The 18,035-nt window shown below is 62.2% G+C and carries 24 protein-coding genes and 2 pseudogenes; 9 read left to right on the top strand and 17 right to left on the bottom strand.

Annotated features, from left to right (window positions below; translation table 11 throughout):
• Window positions 1-136: 136 nt before the first annotated feature.
• The 3 genes from NKH43_RS18475 (at window position 137) to NKH43_RS18465 (ending at window position 2,125) form a co-directional block, all read left to right on the top strand.
• The gene (locus tag NKH43_RS18475; RefSeq protein ID WP_352859310.1) at window positions 137-1,108 is read left to right on the top strand and encodes an MBL fold metallo-hydrolase; all 972 of its coding nucleotides are present in this window, start codon (window positions 137-139) and stop codon (window positions 1,106-1,108) included.
• A 157-nt stretch (window positions 1,109-1,265) separates the two neighbouring features.
• Window positions 1,266-1,661 (top strand): acyl-CoA thioesterase, encoded by a 396-nt coding sequence (locus tag NKH43_RS18470; RefSeq protein ID WP_023761257.1) that lies wholly within the window; start codon window positions 1,266-1,268, stop codon window positions 1,659-1,661.
• Window positions 1,662-1,804: 143 nt separating this feature from the next.
• Window positions 1,805-2,125 (top strand): hypothetical protein, encoded by a 321-nt coding sequence (locus NKH43_RS18465; protein WP_023719143.1) that lies wholly within the window; start codon window positions 1,805-1,807, stop codon window positions 2,123-2,125.
• Between the two features lie 50 nt (window positions 2,126-2,175).
• On the opposite strand, the gene NKH43_RS18460 is transcribed toward NKH43_RS18465, so the two are convergent.
• Window positions 2,176-2,544, bottom strand: coding sequence for a winged helix-turn-helix transcriptional regulator (locus tag NKH43_RS18460; protein ID WP_352859308.1), 369 nt, complete (start codon window positions 2,542-2,544; stop codon window positions 2,176-2,178).
• Between the two features lie 90 nt (window positions 2,545-2,634).
• Here NKH43_RS18460 and NKH43_RS18455 point away from each other — a divergent pair, with 90 nt between their 5' ends.
• Window positions 2,635-3,240, top strand: a complete 606-nt coding sequence (locus tag NKH43_RS18455) for an NADPH-dependent FMN reductase (protein WP_352859306.1) — start codon at window positions 2,635-2,637, stop codon at window positions 3,238-3,240.
• A gap of 28 nt (window positions 3,241-3,268) precedes the next feature.
• On the opposite strand, the gene NKH43_RS18450 is transcribed toward NKH43_RS18455, so the two are convergent.
• Window positions 3,269-3,706 (bottom strand): winged helix-turn-helix transcriptional regulator, encoded by a 438-nt coding sequence (locus tag NKH43_RS18450; RefSeq protein ID WP_352859304.1) that lies wholly within the window; start codon window positions 3,704-3,706, stop codon window positions 3,269-3,271.
• Window positions 3,707-3,804: 98 nt separating this feature from the next.
• Between NKH43_RS18450 and NKH43_RS18445 the strand changes: the two genes are divergently transcribed.
• Window positions 3,805-4,785 (top strand): quinone oxidoreductase family protein, encoded by a 981-nt coding sequence (locus NKH43_RS18445; protein ID WP_352859303.1) that lies wholly within the window; start codon window positions 3,805-3,807, stop codon window positions 4,783-4,785.
• Window positions 4,786-4,833: 48 nt separating this feature from the next.
• Here the strand turns inward: NKH43_RS18445 and NKH43_RS18440 are convergent, their stop codons facing one another.
• The 6 genes and pseudogenes from NKH43_RS18440 to NKH43_RS18415 form a co-directional block, all read right to left on the bottom strand.
• Window positions 4,834-5,511 carry an HAD family acid phosphatase gene (locus NKH43_RS18440; protein WP_156948082.1) on the bottom strand — a complete coding sequence of 226 codons (678 nt, stop codon included), beginning with the start codon at window positions 5,509-5,511 and terminating at the stop codon, window positions 4,834-4,836.
• A gap of 83 nt (window positions 5,512-5,594) precedes the next feature.
• A pseudogene (locus NKH43_RS18435) lies at window positions 5,595-5,678 on the bottom strand (helix-turn-helix domain-containing protein); the annotation flags it as partial.
• Between the two features lie 90 nt (window positions 5,679-5,768).
• Entirely contained in the window at window positions 5,769-6,203 is a 435-nt protein-coding gene (locus tag NKH43_RS18430) for an FKBP-type peptidyl-prolyl cis-trans isomerase (protein WP_023719136.1), read from the bottom strand.
• 237 nt (window positions 6,204-6,440) lie between these two features.
• Window positions 6,441-7,169, bottom strand: a complete 729-nt coding sequence (locus tag NKH43_RS18425; protein WP_352859301.1) for an SDR family oxidoreductase — start codon at window positions 7,167-7,169, stop codon at window positions 6,441-6,443.
• A gap of 35 nt (window positions 7,170-7,204) precedes the next feature.
• Window positions 7,205-7,690 carry a VOC family protein gene (locus tag NKH43_RS18420; protein WP_352483124.1) on the bottom strand — a complete coding sequence of 162 codons (486 nt, stop codon included), beginning with the start codon at window positions 7,688-7,690 and terminating at the stop codon, window positions 7,205-7,207.
• A gap of 72 nt (window positions 7,691-7,762) precedes the next feature.
• Window positions 7,763-7,948 (bottom strand): DUF1127 domain-containing protein, encoded by a 186-nt coding sequence (locus NKH43_RS18415; RefSeq protein ID WP_352859299.1) that lies wholly within the window; start codon window positions 7,946-7,948, stop codon window positions 7,763-7,765.
• Window positions 7,949-8,154: 206 nt separating this feature from the next.
• Between NKH43_RS18415 and NKH43_RS18410 the strand changes: the two genes are divergently transcribed.
• Window positions 8,155-9,048, top strand: coding sequence for a transcriptional regulator GcvA (locus NKH43_RS18410; RefSeq protein WP_352859343.1), 894 nt, complete (start codon window positions 8,155-8,157; stop codon window positions 9,046-9,048).
• A gap of 61 nt (window positions 9,049-9,109) precedes the next feature.
• On the opposite strand, the pseudogene NKH43_RS18405 reads toward NKH43_RS18410, so the two are convergent.
• Window positions 9,110-9,887 (bottom strand): annotated as a pseudogene (locus NKH43_RS18405) (class I SAM-dependent methyltransferase).
• A gap of 120 nt (window positions 9,888-10,007) precedes the next feature.
• Window positions 10,008-10,481: a VOC family protein gene (locus NKH43_RS18400; protein ID WP_352859342.1), complete on the bottom strand. Its 474-nt coding sequence runs from the start codon at window positions 10,479-10,481 to the stop codon at window positions 10,008-10,010.
• Here NKH43_RS18400 and NKH43_RS18395 point away from each other — a divergent pair.
• Window positions 10,474-10,725: a hypothetical protein gene (locus NKH43_RS18395; protein ID WP_156948077.1), complete on the top strand. Its 252-nt coding sequence runs from the start codon at window positions 10,474-10,476 to the stop codon at window positions 10,723-10,725. The genes NKH43_RS18400 and NKH43_RS18395 overlap by 8 nt on opposite strands.
• 41 nt (window positions 10,726-10,766) lie before the next feature.
• Here NKH43_RS18395 and NKH43_RS18390 read toward each other — a convergent pair whose 3' ends face one another.
• From NKH43_RS18390 to NKH43_RS18375, 4 genes are all read right to left on the bottom strand, one after another.
• Window positions 10,767-12,812, bottom strand: coding sequence for an ABC transporter ATP-binding protein/permease (locus tag NKH43_RS18390; RefSeq protein ID WP_352856867.1), 2,046 nt, complete (start codon window positions 12,810-12,812; stop codon window positions 10,767-10,769).
• Window positions 12,813-12,900: 88 nt separating this feature from the next.
• Window positions 12,901-13,149 (bottom strand): MAPEG family protein, encoded by a 249-nt coding sequence (locus NKH43_RS18385; RefSeq protein ID WP_352859297.1) that lies wholly within the window; start codon window positions 13,147-13,149, stop codon window positions 12,901-12,903.
• A gap of 236 nt (window positions 13,150-13,385) precedes the next feature.
• Window positions 13,386-13,874: an SRPBCC family protein gene (locus NKH43_RS18380; RefSeq protein WP_352859295.1), complete on the bottom strand. Its 489-nt coding sequence runs from the start codon at window positions 13,872-13,874 to the stop codon at window positions 13,386-13,388.
• Entirely contained in the window at window positions 13,871-14,188 is a 318-nt protein-coding gene (locus NKH43_RS18375) for an ArsR/SmtB family transcription factor (protein WP_023678365.1), read from the bottom strand. The genes NKH43_RS18380 and NKH43_RS18375 overlap by 4 nt, the downstream gene beginning before the upstream one ends.
• Window positions 14,189-14,383: 195 nt before the next feature.
• On the opposite strand from NKH43_RS18375, the gene NKH43_RS18370 reads away from it, so the two are divergent.
• Window positions 14,384-14,674: a hypothetical protein gene (locus tag NKH43_RS18370; RefSeq protein ID WP_352494910.1), complete on the top strand. Its 291-nt coding sequence runs from the start codon at window positions 14,384-14,386 to the stop codon at window positions 14,672-14,674.
• 53 nt (window positions 14,675-14,727) lie between these two features.
• Here the strand turns inward: NKH43_RS18370 and NKH43_RS18365 are convergent, their stop codons facing one another.
• Window positions 14,728-15,021 (bottom strand): hypothetical protein, encoded by a 294-nt coding sequence (locus NKH43_RS18365; RefSeq protein ID WP_352494911.1) that lies wholly within the window; start codon window positions 15,019-15,021, stop codon window positions 14,728-14,730.
• A gap of 198 nt (window positions 15,022-15,219) precedes the next feature.
• Here NKH43_RS18365 and arr point away from each other — a divergent pair, with 198 nt between their 5' ends.
• The gene (gene arr / locus NKH43_RS18360; protein WP_502895871.1) at window positions 15,220-15,627 is read left to right on the top strand and encodes an NAD(+)--rifampin ADP-ribosyltransferase; all 408 of its coding nucleotides are present in this window, start codon (window positions 15,220-15,222) and stop codon (window positions 15,625-15,627) included.
• Window positions 15,628-15,759: 132 nt separating this feature from the next.
• Here arr and NKH43_RS18355 read toward each other — a convergent pair whose 3' ends face one another.
• Window positions 15,760-16,497 carry a class I SAM-dependent DNA methyltransferase gene (locus tag NKH43_RS18355; protein ID WP_352592485.1) on the bottom strand — a complete coding sequence of 246 codons (738 nt, stop codon included), beginning with the start codon at window positions 16,495-16,497 and terminating at the stop codon, window positions 15,760-15,762.
• Window positions 16,498-16,573: 76 nt separating this feature from the next.
• Window positions 16,574-17,884: a hemolysin family protein gene (locus NKH43_RS18350; protein ID WP_352592482.1), complete on the bottom strand. Its 1,311-nt coding sequence runs from the start codon at window positions 17,882-17,884 to the stop codon at window positions 16,574-16,576.
• Window positions 17,885-18,035 lie beyond the last annotated feature (151 nt).

Below are 18,035 nucleotides of genomic sequence, written 5' to 3'. Positions count from 1 at the left end.
ATTATTGATGTCGCAAGGAGTTCGCCATGAACCGTGCCGACCCCGCCCGAAGAGTGGTCCGAGCGGTCGGCATCTGCCCTGGCGGCGACCCCGTAGCCTGCGACTAGTTTCATCTGCACATTCGAAGGACAAGACCATGAATATCGACCGTCGAACGTTCGGCCTTGGCGCCTTTAGTGCCAGCGCCCTGCTACTTGCCCCGATCAACCTCTTTGCGAGCAACGCTGCGGCTATCGCCGCCCGCTCTCCGACTTCGCTTGCGAGTGCCCACAGGTTCATGCTCGGCGACCTCGAGATTACTGCGCTGAGCGACGGCTACCTCAATCTTGGCCTCGAACTCTTCCCTTCCGCCGATCCGGCTGCCGCTGAAGCGCTCCTGGCAAAGGCATTCCTGCCAAAACCACTCCCGACCTCGGTCAACGCTTACCTTGTTACCAGGGGCGACAGACGGGTGCTGATCGATACCGGTACGGCATCGGCGATGGGGCCTATACTGGGACATATACCTGAGGCGCTCGCCGCCGCCGGCGTCAGGCCGGAAGAAATCGACACGGTAATCATCACCCACCTCCATCCCGATCATGCCAACGGCCTTGTCGGGATTGGCGGCAAGGCCGCCTTCCCGGCAGCGGAGGTCGTGGTTGCCGCGCCGGAATTCGCTTTCTGGCACGATGACGGGATCCTATCCAAGGCGCCCGACCAGATGAAGCCGTACTTCGAAATAGCGCGCAAATCGCTGGTGCCTTACCATGGCAAAGTCAGGAAGATCGAAGGCGAGGTCGAGATCGCGCCCGGGATCAGGGCATTGCCTGCGCCCGGACATACGCCGGGGCATCTCGCGCTTCGGATTGGCTCTGGTGATGCCAACCTGCTGCTCTTCACTGATGTAATCCACGCCTCCGCGCTGCAATTTGCGCATCCGGAATGGGCAATCGCCTTCGACGTGGACCAGAAGGCCGCAATCGCCACACGCAAGAAGGTGCTTGACATGGTGTCAGCGGATGGTCTGCTCGTCGCAGGCATGCACCTGCCCTTCCCAGGCATCGGTCACGTGATCCGCGAAGGCAACGCCTACGCCTACGTCCCGACGCCATGGCCCGCTTTGTAAAGCGCACCTATTGGTAAGCTCTCGGGCGCGCCAGCTTTCTCGTCTCGGCCATGGAATGCATCGCCGAACGTCAGGCCGCGACACTATTCAGTGGCGTTGACCTGTCCGTGCCATGACGATACGGGATCGGACGATCGGCTTCGAGAGGACTGGCCAAATGGTGCATTACGCGGACGGGCGGCCGATCGGCGATCTGACGCTCAGGACGCTGGCCATGCCTTCGGACGCCAATGCGGCAGGCGACATTTTTGGCGGCTGGGTGATGGCGCAGATGGATCTCGCCTGCGGCATCCGTGCCGCCGAGCGCGCCAAGGGCCGCGTGGTGACGGCGGCGGTGAAGGAAATGTCCTTCGCCAAGGCGATGAAGATCGGCGACACGCTGTGCATCTATACGCATGTCGAACGCGTCGGCCGGACCTCGATGACGCTCAAGGTCGAGGCCTGGGCGCAGCGCTATCTCTCCGACCTGATGGAGAAGGTCACCCATGCCGACTTCGTCATGGTGGCGCTGGACGGCGAAGGCAAGCCAAAGGCGGTTCCGGCGGAAGGCTGACCCGGCCTGATTCCAGAAGACGGATTTAAACAGCCGTCTCTCCCGCGCGGGGGATGCGGGCGGCGATCTGGCATGGTCTTTGGCCAACGGGTTCCCGCATGCGCGCCTGCAGCGCGAGCGACGGGATCTTGGGAGGAAAGACAATGCGTCAACACATGCTGAACGCTGCCCTGGCCGGTGCCTTTGCAGCCTTGCTCTGCCTGTCGTCCGCAAGCGCTTTTGCCGAGGTCAAAAAAGGCGATCCAGGCGCCACCTGCACGTCGGAAAACCGCACCATCAACGGGCAGGCGGCCAAGTGCGAGATCTGCTCGGCGACGAAATGCGACACCAGCGGTACGACGGTGAGCAATTGCCGCAAGGAGACGACCACGACCTGCACGATTGGCGGCAAGGTGGTCAGTCCCAACCCGAAATGGAACCGGATCGAGAAGCTGCCGAAGAGCAAGATGCAATTACAGCAGTAGCGCTCATCCGGAGGCTCCCCGACAGGTTCAAACCTTTGCAGCGCAAGGGCTCAGCTGTGCATGGCGTCGAATTTTTCGCGCGCGACCTTGACACGCTCGGTGTTCTTGCGCGCCCATTCGCCGAGTGCACCGACCGGCACCAGAAGCTCGTAGCCAAGGTCGGTCAATTCGTAGTCGACCCGCGGCGGGATGGTCGGGAACACGGTGCGCGTGACGAAGCCGTCGCGCTCGAGCCCGCGCAAGGTGGTGGTCAGCATCTTCTGTGAAATGCCGCCGACGGCGCTGCGCAGTTCATTGAAACGGAACGGCCCGTTACCGAGCTTGCCGACGACGAGCACCGTCCATTTGTCGCCGACGCGCTGCAGGATTTCCGAGACGGCGCGGCAGTCCTCGGTGCGGAGCGGGTGCCTTGGTAACAAAAAAGTGCCTCCTTGCACATTGAGCGGCCAGTTACTCATATAGCGCAGGTATCTAAACGATACCAGTATTCCTGTAAGGAGAGCCCCTCTATGTCAAAACCCAAAATCGCCATCATCATTGGTTCGACCCGCGCGGCGCGCTTTGCCGACGTGCCGGCCCAATGGATTGCCAAGATCGCCAAGTCGCATGCCGACATCGACGTCGAAGTCGTCGACCTGCGCGATTTCCCGCTGCCGTTCTTCGATGAGGTCGCATCCTCCGCCTGGGCGCCGTCGCAGAACGAAGTGGCGCAGCGCTGGCAAAAGAAGGTCGCCGGATTCGACGGCTTCATCTTCACCGCCGCCGAATACAATCATGGCCCGACGGCCGTGCTGAAGAACGCCATCGACTACGCCGCCAACGAGTGGAACAAGAAGGCGGCCGGCTTCGTCGGCTATGGCAGCGTTGGTGGCGCGCGTGCGGTCGAGCAGCTGAGGCTACATGCGGTCGAGTTGCAGATGGCGCCGGTGAAGTCCGCCGTGCACATCTCCTGGGCCGATTTCCTTGCCGTCAAGCAAGGTGACAAGAAGCTCGACGAGTTCGAGCACCTCAACCAGGCGGCAACCGCGCTGGTCAACGACATTGCATGGTGGGCCAGGGTGCTTAAGACGGCGCGTCAGGCCGATGCCGTCGCCGAGGAAGTCAAGGCGGCCTGAGTGCAGGTTCGAACAATCCTCCCAAGGATTAGTTCTTCCAAGGATTCAGGGCGGCGCATGCGCCGCCCTTTTTTGAGACGGCATGCGCGTCCTGCCCTTGCCTTGGTCTGATGATACAGTCGGCAAGGCGGTCCATCTCATTCAGCTCGTCGGCGTGGTGCTGGCCCCACTGGCAAAGTGCCAGCAGGATGGGCTCGAGGCTGAGGCCGAGCCGCGTCGCCGAATATTCCACGCGTGAGGGGATCTCGGCAAAGATCTCGCGGCGAACGAGGCCGTGCTCTTCCATTTCGCGAAGCTGCTGGATCAGCACTTTCTGGGTGATGCCGGGCATCAGCGCCTGCAGCGCCGACAGCCGCCGGGGGCCGTCGAAGAGATGGTAGAGGATGATCGCCTTCCAGCGGCCCGAAATCACTTTCAGCGCGCGCTCGGCCGGCAGCATCGGCAGTCTCTTGATCAGCTTGGCCATGGTCACCTCCCGGTCAGCGGCGGACAAATCGGTGTGTAGTCGAAGCCAGGCAGATAGTGGCAAACAGCGGCCGATGCCAATAACGATCGGTGCATGCGATGAGAGCCATTCAACTGAACCGTTTCGGCGACCCTGACGTTCTCGAAATGGTTGAGGTGCCGAAGCCCGAGCCGCAAGCCGGCGAGGTCCTGGTCCGCGTTCATGCGGCCGGGGTGAATTTCTTCGAAGTGCTGATGCGCGCCGATCGCTACGCGGTGACGCCGCAGCTGCCGATGGCCCCTGGCGTCGAGGCCACCGGGATCGTGGAGGCGCTCGGGCATGGGGTGGAGGCTTCCTTGCTCGGCACGCGCGTCGCCGCGCCGTTGTTCGCCTCGAGCCGGCCTTTTGGCGGCTATGCCGATTATGTGACGATCGACGCAAGCCTGGCCGTGCCATTGCCGGATGCGCTCTCTTTCGAACAGGCCACGGCATTGATGGTGCAAGGGCTGACGGCGCTGCATCTATCGCGGCAAAGCCCGCCGGCCGGCAGATCGGTGCTGGTCGCCGCTGCCGCGGGCGGCGTCGGTTCGTTGCTTGTCCAGCTTGCGAAGCGGGCAGGGGCGAGCAATGTCATCGCGGCTGCCGGCAGCAAGGCCAAGCTCGATCTTGCTTTGTCGCTGGGGGCCGACGCTGCCGTCGATTATAGCAACACGGACTGGCCGGAGCGCGTCCGGGAAGCGGCAGGCGGCGCCGGCGTGAACATCGTCTACGACATTGTCGGCGGCCCGCTGACGGCGGTTGCGCTGGAGGCTCTGGCGCCTCGCGGAGAGCTGGTGTTTGCCGCACTTGGCAGATACGCGCTCGGCGGCCCGGAGATGGAGGCGATGATCGGCCGCAACCAGTCGCTGAGAGGTTTTGCACTGCTGCCGCTGCTCTCTCCAGACGTGCTCCGTGACGACCTGTCGGGGCTCTTCAATCTGGCGGCAAGTGGTGAGCTTAAAGTGACCAACGGCGGTCGCTTCCCGCTCGACCAGGCCAGTCAGGCGCATCGCCTGCTGGAGGAGCGCGGCGCGACCGGCAAGGTCGTCTTGATACCCTAGTAGTGCTCGGCAAGGAGCCGGGGATCCGGGCTTGTGCCGTTCCGGCCGTCAGCGAACCCGATAGAACGGATTTGGCAGCAGGAACAGCTTCTCGGCATGCCCCCCGAACAAGTCGGATGGCTGGTCGCCGACATTGGCAATTATCGTGTAGCCGGCCTTTTCGATTTCGGCCCTTATGGGTGCCTTGAAATCTGCGGCGGAGCCGTATTTGGCCCCAGGCTGGACCATGTAAAGGTGCTCATAGCCGGCATAGCCGGCCGACTGCAGGTTCTGTTCGGTTGCCTGACGCTGGTCCTCCGGACGTCCGGTGATGAAGAACACCGCGACTTTCGCCGTTTGCGCCTGCCGGAAGACCTCCAGCACCGGGTCGATGGCCGGATCCTTCGCAAGCTGGTCCCAGGCGGCCCAGCCACAGGGACCGTCGATTGCGATATCGCAGGCGCCGCTGATCGGGCGGCCGAAATTGTCACGTGTGATCACTTCCCAGTTGGCCAAAGCCGTCTCGTCGATGTCGAGCACCAGTGCGGGGCGAGGCACCTCCGTCGCGCGCTTGACGACCCAGTCGCCGGCCTGCTTCGCCACTGCGGCAAGGTCGCGATCATAGTCGCCGGAATCATGATAATTGGCAGCCGCCAGCATCGCATCGCCGACATTGGCTGGCTGGGACGGGCTTGTGAGAAGGAGCGAATCGGAACGTGCCGGCACAGGAACATTTGTGCCGATCATCAGCACGATTGCCCCGACACGCGCAATTCTATTCCAACCAATCGCCCGCATCACGAGACTTTGCGGTCACGAGAAGTCCGCTGTCAAGCGAGACCGAACAGACGACCGTGCTCCCGGGTGAATTGTGACACGCTTTCGTAACCGACCGCGAACGCCGCGCTGCTCGCGGTCTTTTCCTCCGACAGGTGACGCACCGCCGAAATCTCCGGCGCAAGTGCGTCACCCCAGGTCATAGCCAACACGGCCTTGACCGTGCCCTACGCCGCCTGAACGATCTCGACCAGTTCAACGTCGAACACCAGATCCCGCCCGGCCAACGGATGATTGCCGTCGAGCTTGACGCTGGCGTCGTCCACGCCGACGACTGTTACCGGCATCGGGCGCCCTTCTGGGGTTCTGACCTGCAATCGAGTGCCGATATCGACGTTGATGTTGTCTGGTACGCGGGCGCGGTCAACGGTCATGACCGCTTCGGGGCGGTGGGGGCCATAGGCGGCCTCGGCGGGAACAGTCACGGTGCTTTTCGCGCCCACCTCCATGCCCTCGACATGGGTTTCAAGACCGGGAATCACCTGTCCTTCACCCAGCGTGAATTGCAGCGGTTCGTTGCCGGAAGAATCGAATTGGGTGCCGTCTGCGAGGCGGCCATTGTAATTGATGCGCACGGTGTCGCCATTCTTGGCCTGTGTCATGGTAGTCATCCTTTTGGAAGGTTTTGAGGGGCCGGCCAGAGCTCACGGTCCCGTCCTCGATCATCCACGCACTCAAGTGCACGGCGCGAAACGTTAAAACTAGGTGCCTGGCTGCCGATGTAAACCCCGATTGAGCGACGCCGGCATGACGCCGCCGGCGCTCGCCGCCTCCGGCAGCAGTGCGCCGGACTGGCGGTCATGCCGCCTCAACCCATTCAGGCGGCGTGCAAATGGCGGCTAGATCAGGTTATGGCCGCCATCGATGCGGATTGTCTCGCCGGTCGTGAAGTCACTTTCCATGAGGTAGAGGTAGGCGGCGGCGACGTCCGCGGCGGTCGGAATTTTTCTCGATGGCAACCGGGCAGCCATGTCGGCAAAGAAGCCGGATTTGGCTTCTCCAACGATGTCCCACATCGGTGTGTCGACCCATCCGGGAGACACGACATTGACGCGTGTCGGGGCCAGTTCGAGCGCCAGGGCGCGGGCGAAGTAGCTGAATGAGCCGGCAATCGCGGAGACGACTGCACCTCCCGGCACCGGCGGCTTGTCCTTGTTGATACCCGACGTGAAGGTCATGGAGCCGCCGGCCCTCAGGGTGCGCACAGCGTGCTTGGCGAGCATGACGGCGCCAATCAGCTTGTTGTCGACGAAGCGCCGCACCGCCTCCATGTCGGCGCGCTCGATGGGGTCGCCGGGCGGCAGTGTTCCGGCGGTCGATACGAGGTGATCGAAATGACCGGCCTCTTCGAACAGGCGAGCGACGTCTGCTTCGTCGGTCATGTCGGCGACCAAACTTGTCACGCGATTACCCGCATTGAGCGTCCGTTCGGCCGCCTGCAGTTTCTCTTGCGACCGGCTGACGATCACGACCGTCGCTCCGCTGTTGAGCGCAGCTTCGGCGACGCCAAGACCGATGCCGGAGCTGCCTCCGACGACGATGACTTTCCTGTCCACGAGCGATGTCACGGGAGGTCTCCATTCGTTTGCGATGTAGGTGAGGGTCAAGCCTTGCCGGCGTAGGCGGCTTCGAGGTCGGCGATGATGATCTTGCGCATCCCATACATCGCCTGCCGGACGCGGTTGGCCTTTTCGCGATCCGGATCGGCACTGAGCCGCGGCAGGATTTCCGGGATGACCTGCCAATAGACGCCGAACTTGTCAGTGAGCCAGCCGCAGGGTTGTTCCCTGCCGCCGCCGGCGGTGAGCGCCTCATAGTAGTAGTCGGTCTCGGCCTGGTCCTTGGTCTCGATGTAGAGCGAGAGCCGCTCGTTGAAGGGCGGCTGCGGCCCGGCGTTGAGCGCTGTAAGGTGCAGTCCCTCGAGCTCGAAATCGAAGGTGGCATGCGGGACCGTCTTGTTGGTTCCGGACACCCAGTCGGTGTATTCGATCGTCTCGAGCACTTTGCCGTTCTTGAAGACCGAGAGATAGAAATCGCGGGCCTCCTTGGCGTCGGTGTTGAACCAGAGGAATGGATGGATGGTGGCCATGTCCGTTCTCCGTTAATTCCTTGCGACAGCGATCTTTCGCGAAGAACCTGTCCGCCGTTACTTTCGTTCAGGCTAGCGGTAGTCCGACGGCCGATAGACCGAGCCGTCCCAGTCGCGGGCAAACCCGAGGTCTTCGAGCCGGCGGGTCGAGAAGCGTGTAATCAGCCGCTCGGTCCGGCGCCGGCTGCTCGAGGCGAGGATGCGGCCGGCCATGCCGGTCAGGACGTCGACGATGGGTTCAACTCGTTTGGCGCTCATGGTGCTCTCCCAGGGTTGCGGCAGTTTTGGTGTTGGTAGTTGCCCCGCGACTTTCGTCAGCGAGAGTATCAGTCACATCAGACTTGCCTTTTGCAGCGGCGGTGGATGGCTGATTACGTGAGCAAACATGCCGTCTTCCGGTCTGGACGACAAACGACTTATCGGCGACAATGTGTGAGCATCGCTCACACATGCAGGTATCGATCATGCCCCGGAAACTGCCTCCCCTCACCACCTTGCCGAGCTTCGAGGCGGCGGCGCGCCTGTTGAGTTTCTCCAAGGCGGCAGAGGAACTTCATGTCACCCACGGCGCCATCAGCCGGGCGATCAAGAACCTTGAGGATCAGCTCGGTGTGCAGCTGTTCGAGCGCGGTACGCGTTCGGTGAGCCTGACCGCCGTCGGCGAGCCCTATGCGCGGGCGGTGCGCGAGGTGCTCGACCAGTTGGCTGCCGCCACCGCTGCAGCAACGGCCCGCTATTCGAGCTCGACACTGAACGTCAGTACCTCCGATGGCTTCGCGGGGAGATGGCTGGTGCCACGCCTCTATCGCTTTCACCGTGCGCATGGCGACATCGATGTGCGGGTTTCGACGAGCGGGAAGCTGACCAACTTCCTCGGCGACGGCATCGATGTCGCGGTCCGCTATGGCAGCGGAAATTATGCGGGGCTCACGTCAGAGTTCTTGACCGGCGAGGAGGTGTTTCCAGTGTGCAGCCCAAAGCTTCTTGAGGGTGCACATCCGCTCCGCACTCCTCAGGATCTTAAACATCACACGCTGATCCGTGACAGCTTTCCGATCGACTGGGCGACCTGGCTCGCAAGCGCCGGGGTCGACGGCGTGGACCCGCAGAGCGGGATTAGCTTCGACTCTGCCACCTTTGCGATGGAGTCGGCAGCACAAGGCGAAGGGGTGGTGCTGGGCCGGACCATGCTCGTTGCAGCCGACCTTGCCGCCGGGCGACTTGTCCGCCCCTTCGGCCACGCCCTGAAATCCCCCTCCAGCTTCTATCTCGTCTACCCGCCAGCGGCGATCCGTCAGCGCAAAGTCAGGGCTTTTCGGGATTGGCTGCTTTCAGAAGTCACGCCGCAAATAGGGTGACGGGAAGGCCGAGCCGAGGGGACAGTTCGCCTACAGATCAATGTCCGAAAAACCGCTACTATCAGCTCGCCCGAACTGCGGTGATGATCCAGGCACGCGAGTCGAAAAGCACGCCGTCCGCGGTCAAGCGCGCGTCGAGCAGTTCGCGCAACCGCCGCAGCGCCGCAGCGACATCCACATCCGCGCTAGCCAGCGGATCCTTCACCAGTTGCAGGCCAAGCAAAGCGTCATAAGCCGCATCGACGTCCAGGCCATAGAAAACCGGTTCATGCACTTCGGCAAAGTCGACCGAAACAAAACCGGACGCACGCAAGACCTCCGCGGTGATGACGGGGTCACCGAGCGAAAACGGGGTGGCGGCGGCTGCCGATATGGCGGTCCCCGGCGCAATCGCCCGCTGAATGGCAGTCGCCCACTCGTTGCGGTCCTGGCCCTGCCATACCATCCACACAAGACGTGCCCCTGGTCGCATCGCCCGGCCGATATTGGCGAACGCCGCCGCCGGATCGGCAAAGAACATCACGCCAAAGCGACTGATGCACAGATCGAAGCCGGCAGGCGGAAACGCCAGCAATTGCGCATTGCCGCGCTCGAAGGCGACGTTTCGCAATCCCTCGTCCGCGCTACGCCTCCGGGCGAACTCGAGCATCTCGGCCGATACGTCCACCCCGAGCACGCTGCCTTCCACCGCGACGCGGGCAGCATCGCGAGAAGATTGTCCCGAGCCGCATCCGATATCGAGCACGCGATCACGCGTTTCCCGCCTTGACGGCAGCCCTGAAGACCTCGTTGTGCCGTCGCAGCTCGGCGTCGTAAAACTCGGCGCAGTTCAACACCATCGCACGCCTGCCTGGACATGATGGGCACGGCGGCATTCCCAGCCGCTCCGCTCTGATCTTGTCGATGATCTCCTCAGCCGGGTGATGCACCGACTTCTGCTTCGGGTCACCCCAGCACTATCAGCCGCGCCGCGCTGCCTCGATCGCGGCAACGTCGATTTTCTTCATCTCCATCATCGCCTCGAATGCGCGCTTTGCTTCGTCGCCGCCGGCAGCCATCGCCTCGGTCAGAACGCGCGGCGTGATTTGCCAGGAGATGCCCCATTTGTCCTTGCACCAAACGCAGGCACTTTCCTGGCCGCCATTGCCGACGATGGCGTTCCAGTAGCGGTCGGTCTCCTGCTGATCGTCGGTGGCGATCTGGAAGGAGAAGGCTTCGTTGTGTTTGAACGCGGGACCGCCATTGAGGCCGAGGCAGGGGATGCCGGCGACCGTGAACTCGACCGTCAGCACGTCGCCCGCCTTGCCGGACGGGTAGTCGCTGGGAGCGCGGTGGACGGATTTCACCAAGCTGTCGGGGAAAGTCTCGGCATAGAAGCGGGCCGCAGCCTCGGCGTCCTTGTCATACCAAAGGCAGATCGTGTTCTTGGCGATTGTCATTGCTGGTCCCTTTGCTTTTGAATCAACCTGGGCTTTTGATCAACCTGGGCTTTTGGAAACAACCTGGGCTTTTGAAATCAACCCGGGCCTTGAAGTCAATCCGGGCTTTTGCACAGCCAGCCTCGGCGTTGCACTACGAAAATGGAATGCGCTCGTGCCATCTGACGTTCCGACAGCAACACCTGCACGGCATCAAGGTATCACGGCTGGCACTTTTAAGACCAGATGTGGGCAGTGACTCGAACGGGCGACGGTCCGCCGGGTCCCGACCGGTGGCCTTCACTTTTTTGTCTGGGGCAGCTTTGTCTGGGGCAGCGCCGCTTTGCTCAAGGGCGTGCTGGCTTTCGGTTGGGCGCCCCGGTGCCTCAGGAGGCGCACAAGCAAGTTCCGTCTGCCCTTGCGCGGGACGAGATCGATATCGCTGACAAGCTTTGCGCCGCCCTCGCGACGCTCCAACGTGATCTTGCGGCTATGAAAGGTTTCCAGCTCGGCGCGATGCGCTACGCTGATGATGGTGACCTTCGGCAATTCGCGAATGATCATCTCCATCATCTTGTCCTGGCTCTTCTCATCAAGTGCTGAGGTTGCTTCATCCAGCACTATGATATCGGGGCTGTGCAGCAGAAGACGCGCGAAGGCGAGCCGCTGCTTTTCGCCACCCGACAAGGTCTGGTCCCATGGCGCGTCCTCTTCGATCTTGGCGTTGAGATAATCGAGTCCCACCTTGTCGAGAGCCGCCTTGATCTTTTTCAGCGTCCAGTTGTCGGCAGCGCCTGGATAGGCGACTGCGCGGCGAAGCGTCCCGGTGGGGATGTAAGGCCGTTGCGGCAACATGAACAACCGTCTGTCGGCGTGGATGTTGACGCTGCCGCTACCCCACGGCCACAGGCCTGCGACGGCCCGCACCAGCGTGCTCTTGCCTGAGCCGGATTCGCCGGCAACGAGCACCCGCTCGGCTGGTTTGATCACGACCTCGGTTTCCTTGACCACGGCGGTACCGTCGTCGAGCGACACGGAGAGATTGTTCAGCCCAAGCATCGCATCGCCTTCGGTTTCGCCGCGCTTAATGCGTCCAAGGGTGTTGCTCTGTTCCGCCCGCTCGAGCCCGTCGAGCGACATCATCAGCGAGGCGATGCGCCGTGCACAGGCATTCCAATCAGCGAGACGGGGGTAGTTGTCGACCAGCCACCCGAACGCGCCCTGCACGATGGCAAAGGCCGAGGCAGCCTGCATTACCTGTCCAAGTGTCATGCTGCCTTCGAGAAACTTTGGAGCGCAAAGCAGAACCGGCACGACCGGCGCAAACAGGCTCGACCCCTGCGACACCAGCGCTGTGCGCATGTGCTGGCCTGCAAGGAGCGCCCACTGCCTGAGCACATGGGCGAATGTCTTGTCCATGCCGCTGCGCTCCTCCTCCTCGCCGCCGAGCAATGCGATACTCTCGCCGTTTTCCCGCACGCGCGTCAGCGTGTAGCGGAACTCAGCTTCCGCCTGGTTTTTTTCCTCGGAGAGGTGGACGAAATGGCGGCCGATGACCGCCATCGAGGTGGACGTGATTGCGGCATAGATTACCGCGGTGACGACCAGGAAGCCGGGAATGGTGACGGTCGAACCTGCAATCGGCAGGGTCAAGGCGCCGCCGATCGTCCACAGCACCACGATGAAGGTCGAGGCCGACAGAAATGCGACGATGACACCGGCAATGAAATCGACGGGCGATTCTGTGGCAATCCGCAAATCCTCGGCGATGCGGGCTTCGGGATTGCTGTGGTCGCCGCCGACGAGGTTCAGCTGATAGTAGCGGCCACTTGCGAGCCAACGCGCGATGACTGCGGTGGTGAGCCAGGAGCGCCAGCGGCGCTGTATCGTCATACGAAAGAAGACTTGTGCCACCACAAGGCTTGTGCTTCCGAGCACGAGCGGCACGAAAACGGCGCTCAGCCGATATACGGTATGGGCGTTGCGTTGCTCAATGGCGTCGAAAATTGCGCGATTCCAGACATTGATCCCATACTGGAAGCCGACATTGGTGACGATCAGGACCAACAGCCCGATCGTGCATGGCCAAGCGAGCCTATCGCCAATGCTGCCCCAGTAACCGCGCGCGCTGATCCAGAAACGCTTCAGCAGGTACCTCTTGCGCGCCTGCTCGGCCTCTTCGGGTGTCAGCTCCGGATCGGGTTCGATGAAATCCGGCGGTGGCGCGGCCTCGCCGACGACCTCGGACGCGGCTTCGACAGTCGATTGTTTCTCGTGGCGCGACTTCTCGGCATCGCGCAATTGGGCGGCGTCAACCGATTTCGGCTTGAATCTAGCCTCGGGCATCCGGCGATAACGGCTTAAAAATCAGAAGGTTTCATAGCGTCCGCCGCCGAGTCTCGCGAACTGTAGCCTCCAAGAAGTGGCGCCCACGTCAATTGAACGCTGCCCATCCAGTCAAAAGGATGAGGGCCAACGTGACCAACGCTCCAGAGACGTACAGAATCGTCCTGAGACTATCTCCCTTGGCGGCGTTTCCGCCATGCCGATAGATTCCCAGATGGAGGAGGCGTGTCGCCAGGTGGGCCCAGACCAATGTCGCCAAAGTGGGCGCTCCAACACCAACCATCATCGCTAGCACTGCGGGCACGATAGGGGGCGCCAATGCCTCGACCGACTTCATGTGAACGCGATCGATCCTATAGAGCCGGTTGTCGTCGTCTGCCGGGATTACCGGTCTCGCCAGCGCTCCTGCCAACCCATTGGACGAACCCGAGTACTGCCAATACTATCGAGAGCAAACAGAGCGCGAGGACGCCGAGAATGCTTAACAATAGACTTCCGTCTTGTCTCCACTCACTGGGATCGCAGTGGACCAAACGGTTCTTGCCAGTCACGCCCTCAAAATCGCAAACGGTGTCAGGCGGTTGCACCGGGGAAAAGGTCGTGGAACCGCCGCAAGTACAGCGGCCAGCCTTGATCGCTATCAACCCCCCCGCGCACGCCCTCCCAGCCTTCGCCATGGCGTTCGAGATTCCGGTGCTCGATCTCAACCCGGGTTCGGTTCTCCGTCTCAGCCGTGAACCGGACTTCCCATTCGCTGGTTTTGTTCAGGTCGCTCTCAATCTGCCACCGAGGGCTGATGTCCCAGCTCAGAATCAGCCGGCTGGGGGGATTGTAAGCCAACACACGAGCCCAGCGGCACTCGCTGCCGTCCACGCCGCGATCGTAAACGTGGCCCCCGACCCAGGGTTCGAAGATCGTCTCTGCGATCGGTACGGCAAGAAGATTGTGCTCGCGAGGTTTGAATTTCCCGAAATCCTCGGTGAAGACCTTGAAGGCACGCGCGATAGGTGCCTCGACAACGACGAAATGCCTTACGGACGCGGTTGCAGGAAGCTTGCTCATGGCTGGTCCTTCTTTGGGTGCTCGACGGCCAGTTTGTAGCTCGCCAGGGTCTTGCTCCAGAACTGATCGATTTCCGCGCGCAGACTTGCTAGGCCGTCCGGATCGATACGGTATATTCGTTCCTTGCCTGAGCGCGTGTCGGCCACAAGCCCGGCATCCTTGAGTACTTTCAAGTGCTGAGAGACCGCCGGCCTGGTTACAGGCAGCACACGAGCAAGTCCGCTGACCGAACAAGGCTGTTCGACCAACAATTCGAATATCGTGCGCCTCGTCGAGTCTCCGAGCGCTGTCCAATGTTTCGCGTTAGTGGCCACTAACGCGAACTTAAATCGATGGGCCTGCGCTGTCAACCTGGAGGGGTCGACGGTGCGGAACCTCAGCCCCGGTCGGACCCTGTCGGTTAACGGGAAAACTGTTGCTCGCGTTTTCGGAATTGCTCACGTGCCGTCGCTGAATTCCGGAACAAGGGTGCGATTTTGCCGTTGAGCCAGAAACTGGAAGCGACCCGCATGTCCGAATTGCCGAATGAAGAGATCGAAGGGCGGCTGAACGCCCAGCGCGAGACTTTGGCGCTGGTCGTCGCACTGCTTGCCAGCAAGGATACGGCACCCGAGCGAATATGGGCCGAGCTGGAGGCCCGTTTTCAGTTTCAGAACAGTCAGGAGGACCCCGGCGTCCTGCCAAGCAGCGCATTCGCCATCGAGGCTGCGAAGATGCGGGAGTTCAAGCTGATCGCCGAAGAGGCGCGGGCGCGCACTGCGGAATGGAACGGCAGGGACATGCCACAGGGCGCCAGCTGAAGCCCCGGCAAGTGGTTGCAGGACCGGCTATTTTGCGAGGGGCCGAGCAGGCGTCAGCTTTGCCCTAAAAGTGCACGCGCCAACTCTTCCCATTCCTCGTCAAGACTTAAGGTCGATGGCGCGGCGTTGCAGCGGCGATACCAATATTCCGCATTCGACTGGTCGCCTTCCTTGCGGTGGAGGTAGGCATGCACGTGCATGCCCGCAGTATCGTCGCGCCGCTGCGCGCACTCGTGCGCCTTAGCCCAATCGCCCTTTGCATCCCACCACAGCGCCTGCAGGGCAGGGCTCAAACCGTCTGGCGGCTGTGGTTTCGCAATCGAATCCCTGAAGGTTTGCAGATCCATTTTTCCACCATAGCGACGTACAGGCGCCGATAATACCCGCACCGGCAGCCGACCGATAGCGTGCATCGGGCGGGATAACCGGAATGGGTGTCGGGAGCCGATAACCGCACGGCCAGATGCTTGATTTGGTGACGTGCATGAAATAGTGCGCACCACGGCACCATGATGCCTGAGACAGCGAGGATGGGTAGCGAGCCGATGACAGCCCCCGACAACGCACGCCAATTCTACCACGGCACCCGGGTCGACCTTAAACCGGGAGACCTGATAGAAGCCGGCTACAGCTCCAATTACGGCGCGAGAAAGCAGGCAGCCTGGGTCTATCTGACCGGCACTCTGGATGCGGCCATCTGGGGTGCAGAGCTGGCCGCTGGTGACGGACGGGAAAGGGTCTATATCGTGGAGCCAACCGGCCCGATCATGGACGACCCCAATCTTACGGGCAAGAAATTTCCCGGCAATCCGACGCAGTCCTATCGCTCCCGTGAGCCGCTCAGGATCACGGGCGAGGTCGCCGAGTGGCAGGGCCACTCCCCCGAGCGGCTGAAAGAGATGAAGGACCATATCGAACGGCTGAAGGCGCAAGGCATCGAGGCAATCGATTGATCGCTAAATCCTGCGATTGCCAAGCTTGGCTCTGACCTACGGTCGGCGGCAGTCGCCGCGAAATACGGCTCCACGTCCGCAATGGGTCCGCGAGTTGTCGTTCCTTGCAGGTTGGAGAGCGGATACTCCTTTTCATCTCGTCGCGAACGTGATGATCTCGGGGCTCGAAGGGCCAAGTGGGCTGCCGTCAAAGCCGCCGAATTGCTGTTCGATCCGTAGCCCCGCGTTCCCCAGCAGGCTCGATAAGGCGTCCGTGTCGAGGAATCGCAAGGTGCTGCGACTAACTTGCGGAAGGCTCGGATGCTTTCCGCCGAACCTGTGGGTGAATGTCACCGTCTGTCCATCGAACGGCATGATCACCTCTGTTGTGATCTGCACCAGAGACCCGTCAGGTAGCTCAACGACGACCGCATTTTCGGGTGTCCAGCGCTCCCACGCCCGCACAGAAGGGTTCCGCGTCTCGAACGCGAAGCATCCGCCTGGCACAAGGGCCTGTCGCGCAGCCGCCATCAAATCCCGCAGGTCTTCGTCGCTGACAAGGGCCTGGAATGCATGCCCCGTCATCACAATGAGATCAAACTCGGCTGTCCAGCCGGCCGATTGGAGATCGCCGAGGACCCATTCGATATCCGTGCGCGTTCGTGCGCGATTCAACACGCCGGGTGCTGGGTCGATGCCGCAGAGCCGCCCTGAATGTCCGGCCAGGCGTGCCTCGTGAAGGAGGGTGCCCGTTCCACATCCGACATCAAGCACCGCGTCTGCTGTTAGAATGCGGGGCAGGTAGAAATCATAGTCGTCGCGCGCAGATCTCGGGTGCCAGGCATCGTAGACGGCAGCGAGATACGGGTCGGCGAAAAGGTGGTCGACCATAGGCGGTATTCCCAATCAACTTTGATTGTGCGAGCGGTGTCGCCGCGAGCATATAGCCCATAAGTCGCGTCGATCGTTACCGCACGACCTCGCGGTGGGCGCCGGGCAGTCGGGTGGCGATGAGCTTGTCGATGCGGCGGCCGTCGAGGTCGACGACCTCGAAGCGCCAGCCTTGCGCGTCGACGCATTCGCCGGTCGCCGGCAGATGGTGCATATGCGACAGCACATAGCCGGCGACGGTTTCGTAGTCGCGGTTCTCGGGCAGGTCGATGCGGAGAACCTCCGCCATCTCGTCGGCCTGCATGTAGCCGGCGAGCAGCCATGAGCCGTCCTCGCGCTTGACGGCGTTTTCCTCGTCGCCGGCATCGAGGTCCGAGCGGAAGACGCCGGTGATCGCTTCCAGTATGTCGGCCGGGGTGACAATGCCTTCGAAATGGCCGTATTCGTCGTGCACCAGCGCCATCGGCACGTCGGATTCCTTCAGCGTCGCAAGCACATCCAGCGCGTCGGCCTGGTCATGCACGATCGGGGCGGTGCGCACGTGCCGGCGCGGGTCCAGGGCGCGGCCGCCCAGCATCGCGGCCAGCACGTCGCGGGTCTGGACGACACCAATCATGGCATCGACGCCGCCGTCGCCGGCCGGCAGGCGCGAATGCTGGGTATCCATCAGCAGCTTCCTGATGGCGGCCTCGTCGGCTTGCAAATTGATCCAGTCGACCTCGGTGCGCGGCGTCATCACCGCGCGCACGGCACGGTCGCCGAGCCGCATGACGCCCGCGATCATGCGGCGTTCGTCGGATTCGATGGTGCCGTGGTGCTCGGCCTCGGCGACCAGCATCTTGATCTCCTCGTCGGTAACCTTCTCCTCGCTCTGGCCGCGCTGGCCAAGCAGCCACAGGAGGGCACGGCCGGAAAAGTCGAGCAGGAAAACCAGCGGCGCCGAGATGCTGGCGAGGATGGTCATTGCCGGAGCGACCCTGACGGCGACCCGTTCGGGGTCGCGCAAGGCGATCTGCTTGGGCACCAGTTCGCCGATGATCAGCGAGCCATAGGTGATTAGGGCGACGACGATGCCGACGCCGAGCGGGTCGGCGAGGCTTTCGCGGATACCGGCCGACACCAGGAAGGTGGCCAACCGCTCGCCAAGCGTGGCGCCGGAAAAGGCGCCGGACAAGACGCCGACCAAAGTGATGCCGATCTGCACCGAGGACAGGAATTTGCCCGGATTGGCGCCGAGCGCCAGAGCCCGGCCAGCGCCCTTGACGTTGCGGTCGATCATCGCCTTGAGGCGCGCCGGCCGCGACGAGACGATGGCGAGCTCGGACATCGACAGAAGGCCGTTCACACAGATGAGGACGACCACGATGGCAATTTCAGCATAAAGCATGCCGGGTCCATAGCATTGCCACGCGGTTTTCGAAAATAGGACGGTCGCGATTTTTCAGGGCAATCGCTTCAGACAGAAAAGATAATGCCCAATTCGTGTTGGAGGTTATCAATTGTCGAAGTCGGCGCCGCCCTGGCAGCGCAAACCTTAA

The sequence above is a fragment of the Mesorhizobium sp. M1163 genome (assembly GCF_040318415.1).
In the GTDB taxonomy this organism is placed as follows: Bacteria; Pseudomonadota; Alphaproteobacteria; order Rhizobiales; family Rhizobiaceae; genus Mesorhizobium.
Note: the sequence above shows the minus strand (reverse complement) of the source record. Positions and strands in the feature narration are given on the sequence as shown.

Coding starts and splice junctions, on each gene's coding strand:
- NKH43_RS18475 (WP_352859310.1), top strand. CDS start 137: ATGAATATCGACCGTCGAACGTTCGGCCTTGGCGCCTTTAGTGCCAGC.
- NKH43_RS18470 (WP_023761257.1), top strand. CDS start 1,266: ATGGTGCATTACGCGGACGGGCGGCCGATCGGCGATCTGACGCTCAGG.
- NKH43_RS18465 (WP_023719143.1), top strand. CDS start 1,805: ATGCGTCAACACATGCTGAACGCTGCCCTGGCCGGTGCCTTTGCAGCC.
- NKH43_RS18455 (WP_352859306.1), top strand. CDS start 2,635: ATGTCAAAACCCAAAATCGCCATCATCATTGGTTCGACCCGCGCGGCG.
- NKH43_RS18450 (WP_352859304.1), bottom strand. CDS start 3,706: ATGGCCAAGCTGATCAAGAGACTGCCGATGCTGCCGGCCGAGCGCGCG.
- NKH43_RS18445 (WP_352859303.1), top strand. CDS start 3,805: ATGAGAGCCATTCAACTGAACCGTTTCGGCGACCCTGACGTTCTCGAA.
- NKH43_RS18440 (WP_156948082.1), bottom strand. CDS start 5,511: ATGATCGGCACAAATGTTCCTGTGCCGGCACGTTCCGATTCGCTCCTT.
- NKH43_RS18430 (WP_023719136.1), bottom strand. CDS start 6,203: ATGACACAGGCCAAGAATGGCGACACCGTGCGCATCAATTACAATGGC.
- NKH43_RS18420 (WP_352483124.1), bottom strand. CDS start 7,690: ATGGCCACCATCCATCCATTCCTCTGGTTCAACACCGACGCCAAGGAG.
- NKH43_RS18415 (WP_352859299.1), bottom strand. CDS start 7,948: ATGAGCGCCAAACGAGTTGAACCCATCGTCGACGTCCTGACCGGCATG.
- NKH43_RS18410 (WP_352859343.1), top strand. CDS start 8,155: ATGCCCCGGAAACTGCCTCCCCTCACCACCTTGCCGAGCTTCGAGGCG.
- NKH43_RS18390 (WP_352856867.1), bottom strand. CDS start 12,812: ATGCCCGAGGCTAGATTCAAGCCGAAATCGGTTGACGCCGCCCAATTG.
- NKH43_RS18385 (WP_352859297.1), bottom strand. CDS start 13,149: ATGAAGTCGGTCGAGGCATTGGCGCCCCCTATCGTGCCCGCAGTGCTA.
- NKH43_RS18380 (WP_352859295.1), bottom strand. CDS start 13,874: ATGAGCAAGCTTCCTGCAACCGCGTCCGTAAGGCATTTCGTCGTTGTC.
- NKH43_RS18370 (WP_352494910.1), top strand. CDS start 14,384: ATGTCCGAATTGCCGAATGAAGAGATCGAAGGGCGGCTGAACGCCCAG.
- NKH43_RS18365 (WP_352494911.1), bottom strand. CDS start 15,021: ATGGATCTGCAAACCTTCAGGGATTCGATTGCGAAACCACAGCCGCCA.
- arr (WP_502895871.1), top strand. CDS start 15,220: ATGACAGCCCCCGACAACGCACGCCAATTCTACCACGGCACCCGGGTC.
- NKH43_RS18355 (WP_352592485.1), bottom strand. CDS start 16,497: ATGGTCGACCACCTTTTCGCCGACCCGTATCTCGCTGCCGTCTACGAT.
- NKH43_RS18350 (WP_352592482.1), bottom strand. CDS start 17,884: ATGCTTTATGCTGAAATTGCCATCGTGGTCGTCCTCATCTGTGTGAAC.